Annotated in this window: 25 protein-coding genes; all 25 read right to left on the bottom strand. The window is 46.6% G+C overall.

What is annotated here, in order from left to right; translation table 11 throughout:
- Positions 1–156, bottom strand: a 156-nt coding sequence (gene tnpA, locus BR86_RS16675) for an IS66 family insertion sequence element accessory protein TnpA (protein WP_154661373.1), incomplete at its 3' end; no start/stop codon positions are given.
- Between the two features lie 116 nt (positions 157–272).
- The gene (locus BR86_RS0108775) at positions 273–1,106 is read right to left on the bottom strand and encodes a VirB6/TrbL-like conjugal transfer protein, CD1112 family (RefSeq protein ID WP_031473117.1); all 834 of its coding nucleotides are present in this window, start codon (positions 1,104–1,106) and stop codon (positions 273–275) included.
- A 74-nt stretch (positions 1,107–1,180) separates the two neighbouring features.
- Positions 1,181–1,342, bottom strand: coding sequence for a Maff2 family mobile element protein (locus BR86_RS16595; protein WP_075034466.1), 162 nt, complete (start codon positions 1,340–1,342; stop codon positions 1,181–1,183).
- 21 nt (positions 1,343–1,363) lie between these two features.
- Entirely contained in the window at positions 1,364–2,974 is a 1,611-nt protein-coding gene (locus BR86_RS0108770; protein WP_002569232.1) for a recombinase family protein, read from the bottom strand.
- Positions 2,975–3,085: 111 nt separating this feature from the next.
- Positions 3,086–3,274: a transposon-encoded TnpW family protein gene (locus tag BR86_RS0108765; RefSeq protein WP_002569233.1), complete on the bottom strand. Its 189-nt coding sequence runs from the start codon at positions 3,272–3,274 to the stop codon at positions 3,086–3,088.
- The gene (locus BR86_RS0108760; RefSeq protein ID WP_002569234.1) at positions 3,271–4,125 is read right to left on the bottom strand and encodes an ATP-binding protein; all 855 of its coding nucleotides are present in this window, start codon (positions 4,123–4,125) and stop codon (positions 3,271–3,273) included. Before BR86_RS0108760 ends, BR86_RS0108765 begins: the two co-directional genes overlap by 4 nt.
- A complete protein-coding gene (locus BR86_RS0108755) occupies positions 4,122–4,871 on the bottom strand; it encodes a phage replisome organizer N-terminal domain-containing protein (protein WP_002569235.1) in 750 nt (249 codons plus the stop codon). The genes BR86_RS0108760 and BR86_RS0108755 overlap by 4 nt, the downstream gene beginning before the upstream one ends.
- A complete protein-coding gene (locus BR86_RS15670) occupies positions 4,861–5,073 on the bottom strand; it encodes a hypothetical protein (protein ID WP_002569236.1) in 213 nt (70 codons plus the stop codon). Before BR86_RS15670 ends, BR86_RS0108755 begins: the two co-directional genes overlap by 11 nt.
- Before the next feature lie 185 nt (positions 5,074–5,258).
- Complete coding sequence (locus BR86_RS0108745; protein WP_002569237.1) at positions 5,259–6,881, bottom strand: relaxase/mobilization nuclease domain-containing protein; 1,623 nt, start codon at positions 6,879–6,881, stop codon at positions 5,259–5,261.
- Complete coding sequence (locus tag BR86_RS0108740) at positions 6,853–7,251, bottom strand: plasmid mobilization protein (RefSeq protein WP_002569238.1); 399 nt, start codon at positions 7,249–7,251, stop codon at positions 6,853–6,855. The genes BR86_RS0108745 and BR86_RS0108740 overlap by 29 nt, the downstream gene beginning before the upstream one ends.
- A 590-nt stretch (positions 7,252–7,841) precedes the next feature.
- Positions 7,842–8,054 (bottom strand): helix-turn-helix domain-containing protein, encoded by a 213-nt coding sequence (locus tag BR86_RS0108725; protein ID WP_002586615.1) that lies wholly within the window; start codon positions 8,052–8,054, stop codon positions 7,842–7,844.
- Positions 8,047–8,469, bottom strand: a complete 423-nt coding sequence (locus tag BR86_RS0108720; protein ID WP_002586616.1) for a sigma-70 RNA polymerase sigma factor region 4 domain-containing protein — start codon at positions 8,467–8,469, stop codon at positions 8,047–8,049. The genes BR86_RS0108725 and BR86_RS0108720 overlap by 8 nt, the downstream gene beginning before the upstream one ends.
- A 171-nt stretch (positions 8,470–8,640) precedes the next feature.
- On the bottom strand, positions 8,641–9,408 hold the full coding sequence (locus tag BR86_RS0108715) for a class I SAM-dependent methyltransferase (protein ID WP_002586626.1): 768 nt from the start codon (positions 9,406–9,408) through the stop codon (positions 8,641–8,643).
- Between the two features lie 50 nt (positions 9,409–9,458).
- Entirely contained in the window at positions 9,459–11,378 is a 1,920-nt protein-coding gene (gene tet(W), locus BR86_RS0108710; RefSeq protein ID WP_002586627.1) for a tetracycline resistance ribosomal protection protein Tet(W), read from the bottom strand.
- Between the two features lie 640 nt (positions 11,379–12,018).
- The gene (locus BR86_RS15650; RefSeq protein WP_038288314.1) at positions 12,019–12,159 is read right to left on the bottom strand and encodes a Maff2 family mobile element protein; all 141 of its coding nucleotides are present in this window, start codon (positions 12,157–12,159) and stop codon (positions 12,019–12,021) included.
- A gap of 272 nt (positions 12,160–12,431) precedes the next feature.
- Positions 12,432–12,938, bottom strand: coding sequence for a nitroreductase family protein (locus tag BR86_RS0108695; RefSeq protein ID WP_026490262.1), 507 nt, complete (start codon positions 12,936–12,938; stop codon positions 12,432–12,434).
- A gap of 211 nt (positions 12,939–13,149) precedes the next feature.
- Positions 13,150–14,919 (bottom strand): VirD4-like conjugal transfer protein, CD1115 family, encoded by a 1,770-nt coding sequence (locus BR86_RS0108690; RefSeq protein WP_031473104.1) that lies wholly within the window; start codon positions 14,917–14,919, stop codon positions 13,150–13,152.
- Positions 14,916–15,401 (bottom strand): PcfB family protein, encoded by a 486-nt coding sequence (locus tag BR86_RS0108685; RefSeq protein ID WP_031473102.1) that lies wholly within the window; start codon positions 15,399–15,401, stop codon positions 14,916–14,918. Before BR86_RS0108685 ends, BR86_RS0108690 begins: the two co-directional genes overlap by 4 nt.
- A 30-nt stretch (positions 15,402–15,431) precedes the next feature.
- Positions 15,432–15,761 (bottom strand): DUF7768 domain-containing protein, encoded by a 330-nt coding sequence (locus BR86_RS0108680; RefSeq protein WP_031473100.1) that lies wholly within the window; start codon positions 15,759–15,761, stop codon positions 15,432–15,434.
- A 12-nt stretch (positions 15,762–15,773) separates the two neighbouring features.
- On the bottom strand, positions 15,774–16,181 hold the full coding sequence (locus BR86_RS0108675) for a hypothetical protein (protein WP_031473098.1): 408 nt from the start codon (positions 16,179–16,181) through the stop codon (positions 15,774–15,776).
- A 12-nt stretch (positions 16,182–16,193) separates the two neighbouring features.
- A complete protein-coding gene (locus BR86_RS0108670; protein ID WP_031473096.1) occupies positions 16,194–17,063 on the bottom strand; it encodes a DUF6017 domain-containing protein in 870 nt (289 codons plus the stop codon).
- A gap of 302 nt (positions 17,064–17,365) precedes the next feature.
- Entirely contained in the window at positions 17,366–18,418 is a 1,053-nt protein-coding gene (locus BR86_RS0108665; protein ID WP_031473094.1) for a DUF5688 family protein, read from the bottom strand.
- Positions 18,419–18,705: 287 nt separating this feature from the next.
- Complete coding sequence (locus BR86_RS0108660) at positions 18,706–18,999, bottom strand: hypothetical protein (protein ID WP_031473092.1); 294 nt, start codon at positions 18,997–18,999, stop codon at positions 18,706–18,708.
- Positions 18,999–19,283, bottom strand: a complete 285-nt coding sequence (locus tag BR86_RS0108655) for a helix-turn-helix domain-containing protein (RefSeq protein WP_330372124.1) — start codon at positions 19,281–19,283, stop codon at positions 18,999–19,001. Before BR86_RS0108655 ends, BR86_RS0108660 begins: the two co-directional genes overlap by 1 nt.
- A 137-nt stretch (positions 19,284–19,420) precedes the next feature.
- Complete coding sequence (locus BR86_RS0108650; RefSeq protein ID WP_051233765.1) at positions 19,421–19,756, bottom strand: helix-turn-helix transcriptional regulator; 336 nt, start codon at positions 19,754–19,756, stop codon at positions 19,421–19,423.
- Positions 19,757–20,040 lie beyond the last annotated feature (284 nt).

The following is a 20,040-nucleotide window of genomic DNA, read 5'->3' as shown; positions in this document are numbered from 1 at the left end:
ACGTCGGCTTTTTCGAAGCCAGTAGTAATACGCGTTTTGGGAAAGATCGTGTTCCTGGCAATAGTCTTTGATCGTGAGTCCGCTGGATTTCTGATCCCTGATGATAGCAACCCAGTTCTGCAAACGAATCTGGGAAGTAGCTAATTGAGTATCCATGAGAAACCTCCTGTGAAAACTGGGAAAAGTTGACACCAACTTTTTCAAGTTTTGAAAGTGACAGAATAATTATCTCATGGCCGAGATGCCGTATCACGGCACCGACTATTTACCGTTTACGTCTTAAACAGCGTAAATGCAAGAAGTAACGTAATACCCAGGACATTCCACAAAGAGCCCATGATATCCGTTGAAAATGAAACCGTCTTGACCAAAGCTGCATAGATTGCTATGCATACCATGATCAAAAATCCCTGAAAGCCAAGGGCAAAAAGGGATCTAAAGTAATTCTGTCCAATCATGCTCTGCTCTCTGTTACCAAAGGTTGCAAAAGGGATCGGAGCAAGACTGATCGTCAGGTAGATTTCAATCATTCGTCCATATACGATAGCCCAGATCAGAACTGATAAAATCGAAAATAAGGACTTCACAAAAAAGGACTGTAGGTATATGCCAAACAACGGTCCAACATCCATAGCCTCCAGCGTTGATTTCATGGTTTCCAGGGTTGAACCATCCACCGCTGTGCTGTCTGCTATCAGTGCACCCGACTGATTGACCACATGCTGGGCTACATCAAAGACTGCCATAGTGATATTAAAGGTATTGGTGATCAGTGTTACCGCCACAAAGGTCTTGAATACCCATTTAAAAAAGATCCACGTCTCGAAATTTGCCAGGTTATTATGTGAAATAACCAACTGGATCAACTCATAACATGCAATAAAAGTAAGAATGATTCCTGCTATGGGCAGGATCACATTTTCCGACAGGTTTTTGATCAGGTTATAAACTGTAGGCTGAAACTGATCCGGCTTCTGCGCTACCTGTGTTGCTACCTCTCCAACCTTTTGATTTAAGGTTGCAAATGTCGTTGTGAGATTATCCATGATTCCACTCACCAGTATCCCTTTGAGCCAGTCCGTCAGTTTCTCCAACAAACTCTCCAATGGTTACCTCCTTTCCAGAGAGCCGTAGAACGGCTCCCTGTTTTTTATTTTCTCCCATGTCCGGAAAAAAACGATCAGTGGAACAAACCCTTAAGAAGTGGAACAAGTGTGGTTCCGATGAGGGCAACTCCTCCACCGGCCATGAGCTGCTTCATGCCCTGTGACTTTACTGATGTGCGATAAAGAAGTAATAGAAGTGTAAAAAATTTTGCCGTTCCTATCCGGCACTTGCGCATTGTGTCGGATAGGTCGGGCGGTTATTCGGGCAAGTCCACCTTGCCAACAAAAGAATAATAAATCTCAATGTCCTGTCTGCGGGTCTTGTTCTCGTCATAGCTGCACTCATGCACAACGATTTTCTCTACAAACTCCCGCAGCAGAGTAGGGGTAAGTTCTTCAAAGCTGGTATGCCGCCGGACAACATTCATAAACTTTTCTGCGTTCACGGTGGCTTCCTGTGCTTTGGAAAGCTCCGCTTGAATAGCAGCGGCTCTTTCTTTCAGCTCCCGTTGCTCTGCTTCATAGTCTGCCGACAGCTCTGTGAAACGCTCGTCTGATATGCGCCCGGTCACGCTGTCCTCATACAGCCGCTTGAAGATAGCGGATAACTCGGCTATGCGTTTCTCGGAGGCTTCCAGTTCCTTTTTCTTGGCGGCGTTCCTGCGTTTGCCCCCGTCCTCGTTCTGCTCAATCAAGAGTTTCATAAACCGGGCTTCATGCTTTGCCGCATAGCTGGTCACTTTCCGCAGATTGGAGAGTACACCAGCGGTCAAGAGGTCGGTGCGGATAAAGTGCGCCGTACAGTCATGGGTGCGTTTCTTGTAGTTGCCGCAGATATAACAGTCCTGCTTGCGCTTGTCCGTCTGGTATCGCTGCTGATACATCACGCTGCCGCAGTCCGCACAGAACAGTATGCCGGAGAACAAACCCACTTCATCATAGCGGTTTGGGCGTTTGCGCTGTTTGCGAAGCTCCTGCACCCGTTCCCATGTTTGGGTGTCTATGATAGGCTCGTGGTGGTTCTCGAAAATCACTTGCTTTTCCGGGGGATTTTCTACACTGTGCTTGACTTTGTAAGAAAGTTTTTCTGTCTTGAAATTTACCAGACAGCCTGTGTATTCCCGGTTTTCAAGGATATGCACTACGGTATTGGTCGCCCACTTGCACTCATAGCCGGGGTGGTAGCGGCGGGTGCTGCCCGTCCTGCGGTATTCAAGCGTTCCCGGCGTGGGGATTTGCTGCTCTGTGAGCATACGGGCTATCTTGGTCGGACCATTCCCGGCAAGACAGAGGTTGTATATCTGCTTGACTACGGGTGCAGCTTCCTCGTCAATAATGAAATTTTCATCCTCGTCCATGAGGTAGCCATACACAGGCTTGCTTGTGATGGGCTTGCCATTCATGCCTTTTGAGCGTTTTACTGCTTTGATTTTCTTGCTCGTATCTCTCACCAGCCATTCGTTAAAGATATTCCGCAGCGGGGCAAAGTCATTGTCGCCCTGTGCGCTGTCCACTCCGTCATTGATAGCGATGAAGCGGACACCTTTCTGTGGGAAAATCATTTCCGTGTACATTCCCACTTGCAGGTAGTTTCGCCCTAACCTCGACATATCCTTTACGATAACTGTCCCGACTTTTCCGGCTTCAATGTCCGCAAGCATGGCTTGAAAACCGGGTCTTTGAAAGTTCGCACCAGAATAACCGTCGTCCGTGTACCAGCGCAGATTGGAAAAGCCGTTCTGCTTTGCATAGGTTTCAAGGATACGCTTCTGATTGGAAATGGAATTGCTTTCGCCTTGCAGCTCGTCCTCATGGGATAGTCTTGGGTAAAGGGCGGTAATTGGTTGTTGGTTGGTCTGTCTTAACATAAAATCCTCCGTTTCCGACAGCCAGCCCCACTATTCCGTACCTTGATTGTACCACATGGGGCGGCTGTCTGTATAGCGGCAAAAGCGTCAAATCTGCTTCTTTATGGTCGGTCAAATCGCCGTTTTTTGTGTAGCAGCTTCCGCTTCCAGCACTTTCATCATCTTGTCGGCTGCGGTGTCGGTTGCGCCCTGCTTGAAGAAGCCGGAAACGGTAAGGACGGAGTTGCCCATGCGGATTTCCGTCACACAGTCCGGGCGGCGGTCTGTTTTGGTGGTGCTTGTCTGTTTCGTTTCTGTCATAGGCTCTCCTTTCGCTGCTTCATCAGTTGCTTTAAGCGTTCCAGCTTTTCCTGTGCGGTTTCCTTTCGGAAGTTGCTGCCCGTGAAGCGGACGGGGGCGCACATGGAAGTCAGCCTGTCATAGATACGGGCGTGGGGCGTGTCCTGCGGGTGCTGCAATTCCTCCAGCGTGAGGTTGGTCGTGGCGATCAGCGGCTTGCCGCTTCGGTAACGGCTGTCAATCACGCTGTAAACCTGTTCCAGCCCGTATTCTGTTCCTCGCTCCATACCGAAATCATCAAGTATCAGCAGAGGGTAGCTGCAAAGGCGGGAAATATATTCGTTCCTGCCCTCAAAGCTGGCGGCAAGGTCACCCAGTATCGTTGCAAAGTTTGTCATGCAGACGGCAACCTCTTTTTCCATAAGGGCGTTGGCGATACAGGCGGCAAGGTAGCTTTTTCCCGTCCCCACGCCGCCCCAAAACAGGTAGCCGATATTTTCAGCCTGCATGGTTTCCCAGCTCTCCACATAAAAGCGGGCGGTTTCGGTCTGCGGGTTTCTGCCGTTGTCATGCTCAAATGTCCAGTTCCGCATAGCAGGGTCGGTAAAGCCCCGGCGTTTCAAGTCCTCCACTTTTTCAAGGTGCTTCTGTCGGCTTTCGGCGGCTTGCTGCTTTTCACGGGCTGCCCGCTGGCAGTCGCACTCTGCCGGGTGGCGGTCACGCCCGAAACAAGTCTTTCCCTCTGCAAAATAGGCTTCTTTGGGCGTATGGCACTTACCGCAGTATAAAAGCCCGTCCTCGCCTGTGTAGTCCTCCGCTTCGGCGGTAGTGGCTGTAATGTCCGTAATCATAGCTTCAATTCCGTTTTTCATAAGCTCTCGCCCTCCTTGCATGAATAATCGGGTATGCCCTGTTTCGGGGCAGCCTTGCCTTTGGCAGCGTCCTCCTGCGCCCACTTGTAAATGGTGGCTGCATGGCTGTGGTACTGTTTCCCGGTGGAAGCGATATGGCAGGAAAGCCGGTCAATATAATACTCCCACTTGTCGGGCAACTCTGTTTTTAGCCCGGAAAGCTCTGTATCGGTCAGTATCACATTGTTGTATCTGCCATAAGCGGCGGGGGCGGGGTGTCCCGTTTCTCCCTCTCTCTCTTTTTCTATCTCTATCTCTTTCTCTAACTCTATCTCTATCTCTGGTGGACGAATGTCGGACAAATGTCCGCCTTTTGTCCGGGGCGGTAAAAGTGCCTTGTTTTCCAGTCTTGCAGCCCGTTTCCGCTCGGCTTCGGTAGAGGACTGTCCTATCATCAGCTCAATGTCGGTCATATAGAAAGCCCCGCTGTCAAGCTGCTCCACAAGCCCCAACTGCCGGAAAATCTCTAAAGCCCTCTCAACCGTCCCTATCTGGTGGCGGGTCAGTGTCGCTATCATCTGCGCTGTGTAGGGGATATGCTCGTCAAGCTGCAATTTCCCGCCGTTTTTCAGCGATTTTAAGTACAGCTTCAAGAGGATATTGGAGTATAAAATCCCGTCTTTCATATCTTCCAGCAGCACAATGGAGTCGCTGTCAAAAAAGTTCTCTTTCAGCTTGAGGTAGTAATACTTGCGGTTATCTGCCATTGTCCCTGTCCTCCTTTTTCCGGCGTTTGGAGTAGTAGTGGGGGCAGAGTATGATAACCGCCCGGAAGCTCTGCTTGCAGCTATGGGTACAGCCCCGGCAGAGGTCATTGTATGTGATACGATCGCAGGTGGAATTCCCGACTTTCACTTGCCGCAGGAAAAAAGACCATTCCAGCCGCCGTTTCTTGCTCATTCTTGGCATGGGTGCGCTCCTTTCTGCCGTTTCCGCTGGTGTGGCGGTATCGGCGGTAATTCTGTATCATCTCGGTATCATTTTCGGGTTTTTTCTGCCCTATAAGCCCGTTAAAAAATCCTTTGGTATTTGCGGATAGGGTACGGGGCAGCCCCCTTGTTCTGTATAGGTTCGGGTACATTTTGGGGCGGTTTTTATCGTTCCTGTTCCTGCCTTTTCACAGGCTTGCGCTCCCGGTGTAAAATCTGGTCGATATTGCCCTTGACAGTCTGTAAGCGGCGGTATTCCTCCCGTTTTGCCCGGTAATCGTTGTAGCCGCTGTTTTTCTCTTGGATAAGGGTTTCAATCTCTGCTTGCAGGGCTTTATAGCTCGGCAGCTTGGAAATGCCGTTTTCCCTGAAATAGCGGGCGGCTGCGTCTGCTATGATAAAGTCGCTTTCGTACTTCTGACGGTAGGCTGCTTTTGCTTTGGCGTTTTTCTGCTGTTTCAGCCCGTCCCGGACAGGGCGGGTCTTGGAATAGGCAAGCACCTGCCGTTGCAGCTCCTTTTTCCCGTTCAGCGTCTTTTCCATCTGCTTCAGCTCTGTAAGGCTTTCCCGCATGGCGGTATAGGCGGCAGAACAGGCTTCGTCCAGTTCCTCCGGGGAAGAAAAGCCGTACTGCTGATAGGCGGTAACGGTAGCTGCCATTTGCTTTAGGTTGTGCTTTGCCGCCCAGCGGTCATAGCCCACGCCCTTGCCCTCGGCTCGCTTGGCTTCCCGGTCAACCATGCGCTGCAAGGTGTTGTCTGCCGGGGTGGTTTTTGTGGTTTTTTCCCCTTGTGACAGCTTTTTAACCGCGGCAGGGTATTCGAGTATGGCTTTGCTCTGTTCGGCGGCTCTGTGGGCGTTCTGCGTAAGCAGGACAAGGACAGCAGCCTTGTCAAAATCGTCCCCCAGCTTCCGGGCTGTGATAGGCTTTGTCCTGTCCGGCGTGAGGTAGGAAAGCCGCCCCCGGCTCTCCTTGACGGTCACACCCTCCCGCAGCAAAAGGGAAGAAAATTCGTCAAAGCTGCCAGCTTGGGAAAGTGCCTGCCGTATCGTCCGGCGCAGCTTCGCCTTGTCCGTTTCAAACTTGGTGGGCTTGGTCGGCTGTCCTGCGGCTTCTCTGACAGCGTTCTCTTTATCAAGGGCAAGCTGTCCTTTCTTTGCCGCCCAGTATTCCCGTTCGGTTATCCGTTCCTTGCTGCCGCTTAGGAGGTCGATTTGGTAAAGCCCCTCCCGGTGGCACATCTCCATGACTTCACTCTTGAAATATTCCATAGCGGCGTTGGTGCAGCGGTGCTTGCAGCCCTCCCGTGTGTCGGCTGGTCTGTCCATGTAGGGCAGAAGCGGGACTTCATAAATCCGCAGGGAGTTGATGACGATATGCACATGGATATTGCCGCTGTGGTTATGCCCGTCCGGGTGGGTGCAGACTAAGGCTTGGTGTCCGGGGAAATGCTCTTTACAGAACTGCTCGCCCAGCTCCTGCGCCCGGTCTACGGTCAAGCCGTTGTCTGTCCCGTCCCGTGGGTCAAAGCTGATGATATAGTGGTGGCTTTTCACATCTTCCCGTTTTTGGTTTTTCTCATAGCGGAGATTAGCCCGCATACAGGCAACAGCGAAATCCTCGCCCCCACAGTTGAGGGAAGAAATGCGGTAATCCTCCCTCGGTATCAGCCGCCCGTTTTCATCAAGGGTGGGCTTCATGGTAAACTCGTCATGCTCAAATGTGAGATAGGCTTCCGCTGCGCCATAGTCCGCATTTTTAGAGCTGATATGTTTGAATGTTGCCAACAGCGTCACCCACTTTCTGCAAGACTTCAAACTTTAGGGCAGCAAGGTCGGAAACCGCCGCCCGTACCTCCCCGGCAAGCTGCGGGTAGGGGCTGTGCCACTCGTTCAGCGTCCGGGCTATCTGGTTTAAGTTGCCGCCGATCCTGCCGTATTCGGCGGTCAGCTTCCCGACAGCGGCAAGCAACTCGTCATTGACGGGGGAAACGGTTATGATGGGGCGTATGGCTGCCCCGGTTATGGCTTGCCGGATAAACTCGGCTTGGCTCATGTTGTAAGCAGAAAGCCTTTCCGCAAACTCGGCGTATTCTTCCTCGGTCATGCGTGTCTTGACTACCCGGCTGCGGTGCGGCGTGTTATATCGTTTTCGCATGGTAAAACCTCCTTCGGCTGTGCGTGGTGTCCTCTCACTAATAGGAGAAAAACAGGGTGTAAAGCGGAACTGTTTTTGAAAAATCCGAAAAATTATTTTGAGGGATTTTCCAGCGGCGTAAGCCGCATAAGCAGGGTTTGGGGAAGGCACTCCCCAACAAGATTCCCGCAGGGGCAAAATGAGCGATAAGCGAATTTTGGTACTGCGGTAGAATCTTGCTCTCCGTGACTGCAAACTTTCTCTCACTTCCGTCCGCCACTTTTTTGGAAAACTGCAACCACAAAAGTTTGTTTCTCTTTTTCTGCTACTACTAATCCTGTAAAGGGCATTCCTGCCCGCTTTCGCTAAAATGACACCGGACGCAGTGGTTTCTACCCGGTGTTGGAGAAATCCTTTCTCTTTGCCCTCTACTACGGGTAAATGCTCCAAATGCCAAACACCAGGGCAGAAAAATTCCCTCCTCGCTTACTACTACAACCGGCAGGGGGCAAAATGGCCGGGAGCGGAGCCGGACAACAAAAAAAGCAGTAAATCTTTTTCAAGACTTACTGCTTTCGCTGGCCGCGTCGGTGGCGGCTGGTATTCAGTTTTTATGACTTGTCCGGTGGTTCGTCAAGCCGGAACTTGAATTGACAGTCAATTAACCGCTGCTTTACATAGTCCTCCACCTCGGCGTTGACCTGCCCGTTCACTTTTGAGAAATAGCGGATATATCCGGCGTAGTGGAGCAGGACAGCGTTCACGGCTTCTGGGTCGCCCTCACGGGCTTTGAGGATTGTTTCATAGGGGAGAAGTCTACTCATACCGGCTCACCCCCATTTCTTCGCGTAGCCGCTGCAAGGCAAGCTGGATATGCCGCCCCGCTGTGCTGCGTGACCGGCCAATACACGCGCCGATCACGCGCTGCGGCTGGCGCAGAAAGTAATAGCGCAGGATTTCTTCCCGCGTCTGCTCCGGCAAAACAGAGATCGCGTCGGCAAGGGCGGCGTTGCAGAGCAGGACGGTCTGACCGCAGACGGTAAATGGGTATTCCTCGTCCGGCTCCGACGCGGCAAACTGGACAAACTTCTCGTTCATCAGATAGTCAAGGGAAACTTGCCGTTCCCATTGCCGTTTAAGCTTCAAAATCTTGTCCAAGGCGGCACAGCGGATAACAGTCTTGCAAAAGGCGTTGTACCTGCGCTGGATATATTCTTGATAGGCTATCTGGTCGGTCATGGAAATTCCCCTTTCTGAATAATAGTGCGGGGCGGTGGCACTTCTTGCTGTCGCCCCTTGATTGCCTACCAGCAAAGGCGGGCGGGGCTGTCAACGGCTGCGCATATGCGCCGTTCATCTTGACCGTTGACTGGCTCGGCTGGGTTTGCTATTTACCCGACAAACTTGAATTTATTTTAAGCTATCACGTTTTACCTTCTTAAGCCTTACTATCATTACCATAGGAATTTCTTTGTTGGTTTTAAAACATTCTTCATAAAATCCATCAATGACAAATCCAGCTCTAAAACAAAGGTTAAAAATATCTTGTATGGAACGATGATAATAAATCTGCTCTTTCGGTTGCCCTTCAATCGCTATATCATAGTAACTGTGCGGTGTCATATATTTTTCAGTCAACGTGACAAAACAAGGGTGTTGCGTTGCAAAGACAAAAATTCCGCTTTCCTGCAACAGTTCATAAACAGCCATAAGAAGTGGTTCAATATCCGTAATATCCATAATTGCCATATTAGAAACTGCTTTCGTAAAGGCTCGATTTCTTTTTAATTCTAATATACTTTTTCTATCGGTCGCATCCGCCACACAAAATTCAATTTGTTTTGCATATTGTGATTGCCGTCTTTTAGCCAATTCTATCATTTTTTTGCTGTAATCAAAAGCGACAACCGAAGCGCCTCTTTGTGCAAGATACGAAGAATAATTTCCATTGCCACACGCAATATCCAAAATGTAATCCGCAGGATTAGGAGATAGAAGTTCCGTTACTTTGGGACGCACTACCTCTCTGTGAAATTCATTAGATTCGTCACCCATTGCATTATCCCAAAATTGTGCGTTCTCCTCCCAGATTTTTTTACTTTCCTCTGTTCCCATGTTCTCTCCCACTCCCCAAATTTGCTTTTTTGCTTCCATTAAATCTTCCTTACTATATTCCATTGTTACCCTCCATAACTTCTGATTGTTGCCGTCTTGACGATTATGTATCTTTACATTACCTTCTGAAACATATGGCGCACCTTGTCCAGGCGGCTGTTTGGACGGCGGGGCTGGATGACCGGCTGACCGACAGCGGCCTGATATCCTTTCAGCTCTGTAAGGCATACGCTCCGCCCGTTGGTGTAAAAGGCCAGATCAGTACGGTATGCCTGTATACAGCGGGCGGGAATCTCGCCAGTAAAGACAACTTCATCCTTTTTTACCTGGGCCGTTTCGATGGTGGCACAGTATTTCGGTGCATCATGATAAGCCCTGGAAAGGTATTCCTGGGGCGCATAGAGGATGAAGGAGAGATAAGGTTCCAGCAGCTGCGTCCCCGATTCCTTCAATGCCTGTTCCAATACAATCGGGGCCAATGAGCGGAAGTCCGCCGGCGTGCTGACCGGACTGTAATAAAGCCCGTATTCAAAGCAAATCTTACAGTCCGTTACGTTCCAGCCGAACAAGCCCTGCTCCAGCCCGTAACGGATACCATCCCTGACAGCGTTTTGAAAACTCTGGTTCAAGTATCCCAGCGAAACCCGGCTCTCGTATTGTACACCGGAGCCAAGCGAGAGTGGTGTAACAGACAGTCCTATGGATGCCCAAAACGGGTTGGGCGGCACCTCGATATGGATGGTGTGGCTGGCTGCTTTGAGCGGCCGCTCCATATAAATGACGGAGGGTTCCTTTACCACTGTTTCAAGCTTGTATTTTTCCGACAGCAAAGCGGAAACAACCTCCAACTGCACCCGGCCCAAAAAAGAAAGAATGATCTCATGGGTGATGGAATCCACTTCGCAACGCAAAAGCGGGTCAGTATCCGCAAGTTGCGTAAGAGCGTCCAGCAGCCGTTCTCTTTGCGCTGCCGTTTTCGGCGCAATCGTCGTCCGCAGCATGGGGAGGGGGTCCTCGCGCCACCTTTTACGAGGGAGCCGGGTTTGGTCCCCTAATACATCGTTTAACCTCACGCTGTCGCTGGGAAGGATAACAATTTCACCCTGATAAGCGGTGTCTGTCCGAACAATTTCCCCTTTGGATGGAATACGCATCTCTGTGATTTTCAGCTTTTCTCTCCCGGCCAGGGCCACCGTATCCCGCAGGCGCAGCGTTCCGCTGTATAACCGTAGATAGACACGCCGCTGGCCGCAATCGGTGTACTCAACCTTGAAAACGCTGCCGCATAGGGCGGCGCCCCCCTGTTCCCCAATCGGTTGGAACAGCCCTGTCACCGCATCCATCAACGGTTGAATGCCAAGGCCATTTTTGGCGCTGCCATGATAGACTGGGAACAGGGAGGCGTCTTGAACCCGCTGCTGTTCCTCCCGCGCAAGTTTTTCCCGGCTGATTGGTTCTCCTGCGATATACTTTTCCAATAATTCATCGTTATTTTCGATGACCGCATCCCATGCTTCTATGTCGGTATTTTCCTCCAGGACTATTTCCGGGGACAGCGACACCGTCTGCTTGATGATAATATCGGCGGAGAGCTTATCCCGAACAGACTGAACCACGCTCTGCAAATCAACGCCAGCCTGGTCGATCTTGTTGATAAAGATAACGGTGGGAATGTTCATTTTCCGCAGGGCATGGAACAGAATACGGGTCTGGGCCTGCACGCCATCTTTAGCGGAGATCACCAAGATGGCCCCATCTAAAACAGCCAAAGAGCGGTACACCTCCGCCAAAAAATCCATGTGGCCGGGCGTATCCACAATGTTAACTTTACATCTGTGCCACTGGAAGGAAGTGACTGCCGCTTGAATGGTAATCCCACGCTGCCGCTCCAAAAACATGGTGTCCGTCCTCGTTGTCCCTTTTTCGACGCTCCCCGGTTCTGAAATGGCTCCGCTGGCATATAGCAGGCTCTCCGTCAAGGTCGTCTTTCCAGCGTCTACATGGGCAAGAATTCCAATATTGATTATTTTCATGTGATTGTCCTCCCTTTACAGCCCCAAAGGGCATAAAAATCCCCAGCAGTAAAATACTTTTACCACTGGGGATTATAAGTTGCGGACATACACATATACAGCATACACCTGTTTGTGATTGCTGTTTTTGGGGATATGTCAAAATTGATAAGGCAAAAGTATTCTTAAATTGGGTACAAAAAACTAAGCCCCTACAAAAGGAGCTATCATAATCCTTTGTTCCCACTATTTGATTATAGTTTTATTTAAGAATACCTTGCCGCATATTTTTTACTCCTTTTCTGGATTAAATCATTGTATCACATCAGTTTTAGGAAAGCAAGTACCTAAAAGAAATTTTTCTTCCCCTTATATGTAACAATCATACCGGCTTCCTAGCGTTCAGAATGTTTTCTGCTGTCTGCTGTGGTGTTTGGTTGGAATTGTCCAACCAAAAGCCGATCCGTGGTGTTGTCTGCATTTTACTAAATACAAATTCAATGTATACAGAAAGATATAAGGAGTGGGAGGGATTCCGCCGTAGTTGGCATTGTAGGAAAATCCAAAAGTTTAGATTTTCCCACAATGCTTATCTTTTGGTCTTTGGTTCGGAATAGTGTAGTGCTGGCGGTCTATCTCTTGTTTTCGGTTGCTTGCTTCCTTACCGTACATGAGCATTAGCTCCAGGGTTGTCATTGCCATATCCTTCCATGAGGTTTACAACGCCCCAAATTCCAAGACCTGCACCAAGTGCGATAACGAGTGTCTGAAGTACGCCTACTGCTGAATTAAAAAATTCCATAATGAAAATCCTCCATGTAATTAAGAAATTGATTGTTTGTAGTTGCGAGCATTAAAAAAGAGCCATGGCTGATCAGGCCGTGACTCTCGTTAATTACCCTTGTAAAAAGTTCCATATTCAGTTGTAAGCCGGATGTCTTCTGCAGTGACCTTTCCGGCACAGCGCTGCATTAATTAATGCGGGTTCTTCCGCTATACTCCTCTTCAGGAGTAAACACGGCGGCAGGTTATGACTCCTGCTTTTCAATCGCCCTTGGGCTACGCCGCAATTATTTATAAAATAGTTACCATTGAATCAATTGGATTTCTTTTTTTATCGCTAGATACACCTTTGAAATCGCTAGCGCGAAATCCCAAATCCAGGAAACAAATAGGATAGATGTTTTCTGGCAGGTCAAAAACCTTCTGTGTTTTAAGAACATCATTCACTCCAGCCCAACATGTATCCAATCCTATATCTGTTGCTGCCAGCATCATATGTGTTGCTGCAATAACACCATCTGTCAAATAGCTATTTCCACCCTGAAAATTACTTGCAGCATTTTTATCGGAACATACTAGAATTACCATCGGTGCTCCATAACGGCATGGATGAACACTGTCCATCCTCTGAAGAGCTTCTCCACTTTTTAGTATATACACTCGTTGTGGTTGCTTATTAAAAGCTGTTGGTGCTAAGCGCCCTGCTTCTAGAATATATTTCACTTGATCTTCTGTTGGCTTTGTATCGCTGTACTTACGGACAGACTCTCTCTTCTGAATAACTTTATTAAATTCCATATCTATAATCTCCTTTGCTACATTGATTCTGTTATTTAAAAGATATGGTAGTTACTCAAAAAATCCAAAACTCCACAGTAACATAGCAAATTTCATGAATCTCATTCCTCCAGCGAATATACTAAGTATAAGTTAAATAACTCATCCTCAATTATACGGGATGAATTTTAAAAATGTCAGTGAAAAATTTCTTCTCTTATACTCCATTAGCCTAGGCATCGTTAAATACTTCGTATTCATCATTTGGATGAAGGATAAGCTTTCTGTTCAGATATTTCTCAATATCGAACCAGTTCTTCTTGTCATAATCTGCTGTCAGCGGATAGTTTGGATGCTTTGTCAGGTCGTACTTATCAGAAAGGAAAGGTCTCACACCTCTCACCTGAACAATACATTTACTGCCATCCATTACAGCAAGTTCATCCATACTCATCAGCTCTTTGCCAAGCTTCTGGTAATTCATGTTATAGGACTCCTGGGAGCCCTTGGTATTTCCTGTGGTGTACATATCAATGGTTTCCTTGCCAAGAATCTCTGTAAGATCCTTTAGCGTTGTCTTCTCAGTTCCTCCAAGGAAAATCTGAGAATCCATATTACCGACAATGGTGTCTGCATTATCCTTGTAGATTGCCTTCAGCTGTGACTTTGCCTGAAGCACCAGACAGGCACTGATCTCACGGGATCGGATGGTTGCAACCAGCTTCTCCAGGTTAGGGATCTGTCCGATATTAGCACATTCATCAATAAGGCACCTCACATGAACCGGAAGTCTTCCGCCATAGACATCATCTGCCTTTTCACAAAGCAGATTAAACAGCTGCGTGTACACCATAGATATTAGGAAATTAAAAGTGGCGTCTGTATCTGACATAATCAGAAACAACGCCGTCTTCTTATCACCTATCGTATCCAGTTGTAATTCATCGTAAGCTGTGATCTCTCGAAGCTCTTTGATATCAAATGGAGCCAGTCTGGCACCACATGAAACCAAGATAGACTTAGCCGTCTTTCCGGCTGCAAGCTTATACTTCTTATACTGGCGAACCGCAAAATGATTTGGATCCTTTTCCTCCAGCTCATCAAAGAGCATATCTACCGCATTCTTGAACTCCTCATCATCTTCTCTGACTTCCATAGCATTGATCATTTCAAGAAGCGTTGTGAAGTTCTGTTCCTCTATCGGAGCCTCATAATGGATGTAGCCGATAAGCGCTGAATACAACAGTTTCTCGGCTTTTTCCCAGAACTCATCCCCTCCTTTTCCTTCACCTTTGGTATTGGCAATCAGCGTAGTTACAAGCTTTAAGATGTCCTTCTCACTATGAATATAGGCGAAGGGATTGTAATGCATACTTTTGTTGAAATTGATGGTATTAAATATCTTGATACGATATCCTTTCTTCAAAAGGGCATTACCGCATTCCAAAACCACACTTCCCTTCGGATCAGTTACTACAAATGAACAAGGATAATCCTTACTGTCACACTGCAGCAAGTTCGGCTTAATAAAAAACCTCGTTTTACCTGAACCGGAACCACCTACAACCAGCACATTCTTATTTCTTGCGTACTTTGGCTGAGATGGTCTGGAACTTAGAGTGATCTGCTCAGTTTGGGAGAGAATCACATTATTCCTTGGATCCGGATCCCGGAAGGGTTCTATGTCCGATGACTTGCCCCACCTGGCAGAACCATATTCCACTCCATGCCGATACTTCTTGGCATTCTTACCCTTAAGATAAACTGCCAATCGAAGGATTGCTCCACAAGCAATACCTACTAGAAGATCCAAAGGATGCAAACTTGGTAGCGGATTGGAAAATGCTGTCTGAAAACCACCGCCAAGGATCATTCCCTGAAGCTTTTCTGATGCATTCATCCCCTCTGAAATACGCCAGGCTTCACCGAAATTGGTAGCAAATAAGCCTATTGCAACATAAGGGATATTCAGAATAATCTTCTTTTTTAATTTCTGATTCATCGTGTCTGCTCCTTCCTCTTCTCTACTACCTTACGAGGTATCGAAGCAACCTTTTCCTTAAGTTTCTTAAGCTTACCAAGTACGCTCTCCTTTGCACCTTTTTCTTTTCCAAGGGTTCTCTTGGTATAATCAGCTACCAGATCAGAGATAGCATCTGCATCCTGAGCCTTGAAAAAGATCTTATAAGTACCAGCCTCCTTATCCTTTACCACGGCATAATCCACACCATATTTCTTAGCAAGACGATTAAACAGATGGATATCTTCACCATCCAGCTCTATCTTCTGAGCACCTTTGCCCTGCTTAATGAGCTTTTTCACAGGCATCTTACCTGTTTTAACTTTTTCCTTTTGCTTTTGATTCTGTGCTTTAAGCTGGAGACAGATTTTTTCCAAAGATTTTATGATTTCTTTTGTTGCAGGCTTCACAGCATAATCAACCACAAAATGAAGCGACTTGGCTGATAGTTCTTCATTAACCACGAATTATCGCCTCCCTTCTATCTGGGCCAATCATAGTCCAATAACTCCATCTAAGGTTGTAACAATAACCTTGGATTTTCTGGCTATTGCGATATCATCCTTAACTTCCTCATTCTGCTTATTACCACAGATAACAAGGAATCTTGCTCTACGAAGCAGATCCTCAGACATCTCCTTGAATCTCTTATGAGCTTCCGTATCCTCAGCTGAAAAGATTCCATCAAAAGCAAGAATAGGGCAAAGGGGAAGATATCCTTCCTTTACCAGTTCCTGACAGTATTTCTTTGCTGCTTCTTTTGCGACAACAGGATTCTTGCTCCATGCAGCTGTAACATAGGCTCTTGGTATTGTTCTGCTCATTTCAACGCCTCCTTACACACGCATCGCTGAAAAGCTGGTCTCTCCTGCCTTTAGCATATCGATCTGCGCCATGGCAATCTCCATAAGATCACCGATCTCATCATCCGGAATTGCCTTGAGAAAATTACCTATTCTCTTAAAAACGAGAACACTTCCAACCAGATAATCTTCTCCCTCTGCCTTAAAAACCCGGTCCTTATTGTAGACAGCAATATAGTCTGACTCACCAAGATCGACTCCTGCTCCACAATTCTCCATCTGATCAAGAATATGCTCTGCTTCTTTCATCGAGATCTGTCTGATTTTTCCATTGGTTCCCAGAATCACCGCATGTGCATCCGTTCTGGATACTTCTGTCTGTGGTACTTTAATGCCATCCTTTAACGGATCAAGCTGAATATCAATTGTGATCTGCTCCATTGAGTTTCCTCCTTATATTTTTCCTGTCGCCATGTCATGCTGCACCAGCGACGAATAATAGTTGTTGATCGTAAGCGGCGCATTATAGAGCGCCGTAAGAATATACTGTTTTACATTTTTGATCTGTGTCGTGTTTTCCTTCATGCAATCCAGGACAAACTCTATGTGCCCGTAATCCAGCTTCATCAATTGACTTTTCACCACATCAGCCGGCTTATCATCTCCTGCGATACGAATCATCTTCCTCTTGGAACAGATCGTATCCAGAATGATTTCAAGAATTTCATCAATTCTTTCACCTGCATAAGGACGATCCGCTTTGACGATGTCAAGCTCAAGAGAATGAATAAAATAATTCCGGTATCGCTCTCTCTCATCTATTCCCTTCCCATCTCCGGAAAGGAAAGGATTAGTATTACTACACTCAGTATTATTTTTCTCAGTATTACTAGGTAATGATTTCCATGACTCCGGACCAGTGATTTTCACTACCCCGGAATAATGATTTTCATTACTCCGGACTAATGATTGCTGATGAAGAATAAAATTCTTCACATAGATTCTGTCCGGTTTACAGAGTCCCTGTTTGATTCTCTCTATCAGCCCATACCTTTCAAGTTCCTTTAAAAGCTTCATAGCTTTCTGGTTCGCACAATGCAGATCCTCCTGGATATTTTCCAATGTGTAATAGACAAACACCCGACCCTGCTCATCGATCCAATGGTTCTTCTTTGACAGAGACACCCGATTCAAGAACAATCCGTATAAAACCTTGGCATCCGTTGAAAGCTTTGCAAACTTATCATCCTTGAAAAGGATCTGCGGGATCCTGTAGAAGGCAAACTGCTCCGACTCTTCTTCACGAAAATAGCCAAAGTCCATAACTCACCTCGTTATCTGCTACTTTTCAAAGTGGATGTTCCAACACGAACTGCCACTAATTTCTGATAGCACGGAAAACAAAACGCTTTTCCTCTTCCATAAGAACACGGATGGCAACAATTGCACAGCGTTATCGATCCGCTCTCAGATGCCGCTCCATGGGGAATTCTCGTAAGATCGTTCCTATTGAAATATTTCTGCACTTTTTTATATTCTTTACCCATATGGAATAGCTCCTTTCTCAACTGAAAAAGGCTCCCCCTTTTAAGGGAAGCCTCTCTCTGACATAAATTTATTTGAGCTTACAACGAAGTCTCGTGCTTTTTTGCAGTCCTTTTCGCTGCATCCTTTACCGGATCTTTCTTTGCAATCTCCTGTTTCTTCTCCTTCAGATCTCCAAGGACGGAATCCTTATCTGGCGTTCCATGTTCCGCTTCATGCATTCGTTCCTCATACTTATCTGCCAACTCAAAAATATGATTCTGGCTATCATAGTGGTAGACATGATCTGTAAGCTGATCTGCCGGTTCCACCTGGGTAGCATTGACCTCTTTGACCATGTTCTCCAGCTCTTTTACGCTCATTTGGCCATTGTCCTTTACAAGCAAAACCTCATGGATACTGCTTGGGAGAACAAAGTAATCACCTCCGGCTTTCTGTGCCGCATCCTCCATAAAGTTCGGATATGCGATAACACCGGCTCCATGAATTTTATCCGGAACCGTCGCAACAAACATCTGCTCATCTTCTGGTGCAATCTCCGGAATCATACCGGGAGCCATTTCATTCATGACTTCTGACATACCTCTGATCTCCGCCGGTCTGATCTCTGGTGCGATTTCCATGGCATCTGCACGAAGCTGTTCCTTCGAGATTCCATACTGATCAAGCATCTGATTAGTGACCAAAATCGTTCCATTGCCGGAATTACTCTGATCAAGGATGAAACGGTATACAACCGCCATATCCTCCATCTGCTCGTGTGGAACCGTCTGAAGAAGCTCCGCATTCCTCTCAGCCGAAACAACCTCCATAGCAAGTTTGCTCTTCATCTGCTCATAATCTGAAATAGATTCAATATCAAACTTTGGTGATTCCTTAAATCCATTCTCTACAGCATCAGCAAAATGATCTGCAATCTCAGAAATATCTTCGCCCTTCCCATATGCAGCAAATGCTCTTTCCACACTAACGTTTACTCCAATGGCAGAATCCTGCGGTCTTACCGTGATGGCTTCGTAACTGCCATTCATCTTTTCGACCTTTCGGGCTGTAAGTTCTACTTCAGCTCCTCTGCCTGCAAATTCATCCCTTAATGCATCCTGGAAATCCGCTTTGAACTGTTCATAATCCATATTCACTTTTCTCCTTTTCTTTTTGCATGATTGTTTGATAGAACCACCGGTGCGCGCCTACCGGTTTCGGAGAACAAAAAAGCGCCTCACACGACCTTGAGGGTTGGTCATGTGATGACGCTTATATCTGCTTCCTATTCTTCTGCAAAAGAAAAACAAGTGAGTGGCTTTTGTTTACCTCTCACTTGTCTATGATAATAATAGCACCGTTAAATCTATAAGAAAAGTGCTAATGTCGGTCGAGACGAGACAAAACGAGTCAAAACGAGACAAAATCGGTCATGACACTAAATTCTTGCTAAAAGCTCCTTAAATCTAATTAGTCCTACTTCACCCCAAATCGTAAGAGCCTGTGGAACAGCTACTATAATGACTGCAACTATGATTCCCTGCCAGCCTAGAGAAGCAGAACCTGTTTTACTGATAAACTGACACAGGCCTCCAAGGAGAAATAATGCACCGATTATTCTGAATGCCAAAATAGCCCATCCACTTAAAAAATCTATTGCCAATACTAAAAGAGTAAGAACTGCCTGCACTGGTAATAAAGCAATTCTAAGGATAAATCTCAACACTGTCATTATAGGTTCCCCCTTTCCTTCTCCCACATTACTTTATAAGCAATTAATCGGAGCACATATTCCGGAGCCTGGGTATTACCAAGTTCCCAGTCCTGTAACGTTCTGTATGGAATTCCAAGGTATTCTGCAAACTCCTTCTTATTCATTCCTGTCTGATTTCTAATATAAGCAAAGGCGCTTGCATACATTCTTTTTTTCTTGTCAGCATCAGCTTTTTTCTTATCAGTTTGTTCAACTAATACGCCATTAGCGATACCATCAAGCTTTAAATCTAAATCTGCCATAATGCGCCTCCTATGCACGGTCCCCGTATATCTATCTACTTTCATTGTATATACGGTCTCCGTATATGTCAACACAAAAAAATACCCGCAAAGCAGGTGTAATCTGCAATGCGGGCATCCTGAGTCTTATTCAGTTTTTAAAGCAATCCTTCAACCTTACGCTTTATTACCCAATAAACATCTTCAATATCACGATCAGATAATTTCTCAAGTAATTTAAAGAACGAACTGTACTTAGCTGCAAGTCTCTGCTCTTCACCGGCTTCTGTAAACTCTAGGAACAGTAATTCTCTTACATCCACTTCATAGATACGAGAGAACTGTGCAAGTTCATCAGCAGATATACTTCTCTTCCCAGCTTCCATTTCGCTCATGGTTGTCTTCTTCAAGTTCATGAGCTTTGCAGCTTCATCCTGAGTAAAACCTGCCCTAACACGCGCTTCTTTAAGCTTTTTAGCTGTAAATTCCGACATTTTTGAACCTCCTTCTAAGTTCGGATATTCCGAACTTTTTCCAAAATGGTTAATTTTTACTGTTCGGATTTCCCGAACTTCTGACAAAAATTTTGTCGAATGCAGTCAACAATTTCTTGTGTCTAGCTCTCATTACAGCCTGGTTGAAATTATTCTTAAGTAAAAAAATATAGGGTGTCTAAGCAGACACCCTATACTAGGAATAGCTTTATTTCAAGCTTTTCTGGGTAATGGAAAGTATTTTCCGGATGATAAATCCTCATACTTTGCTTCATGAAATCTTT

The sequence above is a fragment of the [Clostridium] aminophilum DSM 10710 genome (assembly GCF_000711825.1).
GTDB lineage: Bacteria > Bacillota > Clostridia > Lachnospirales > Lachnospiraceae > Clostridium_R > Clostridium_R aminophilum.
The sequence above is the reverse complement of the archived record's forward strand: the minus strand, read 5'-3'. Positions and strand labels throughout refer to the sequence as shown.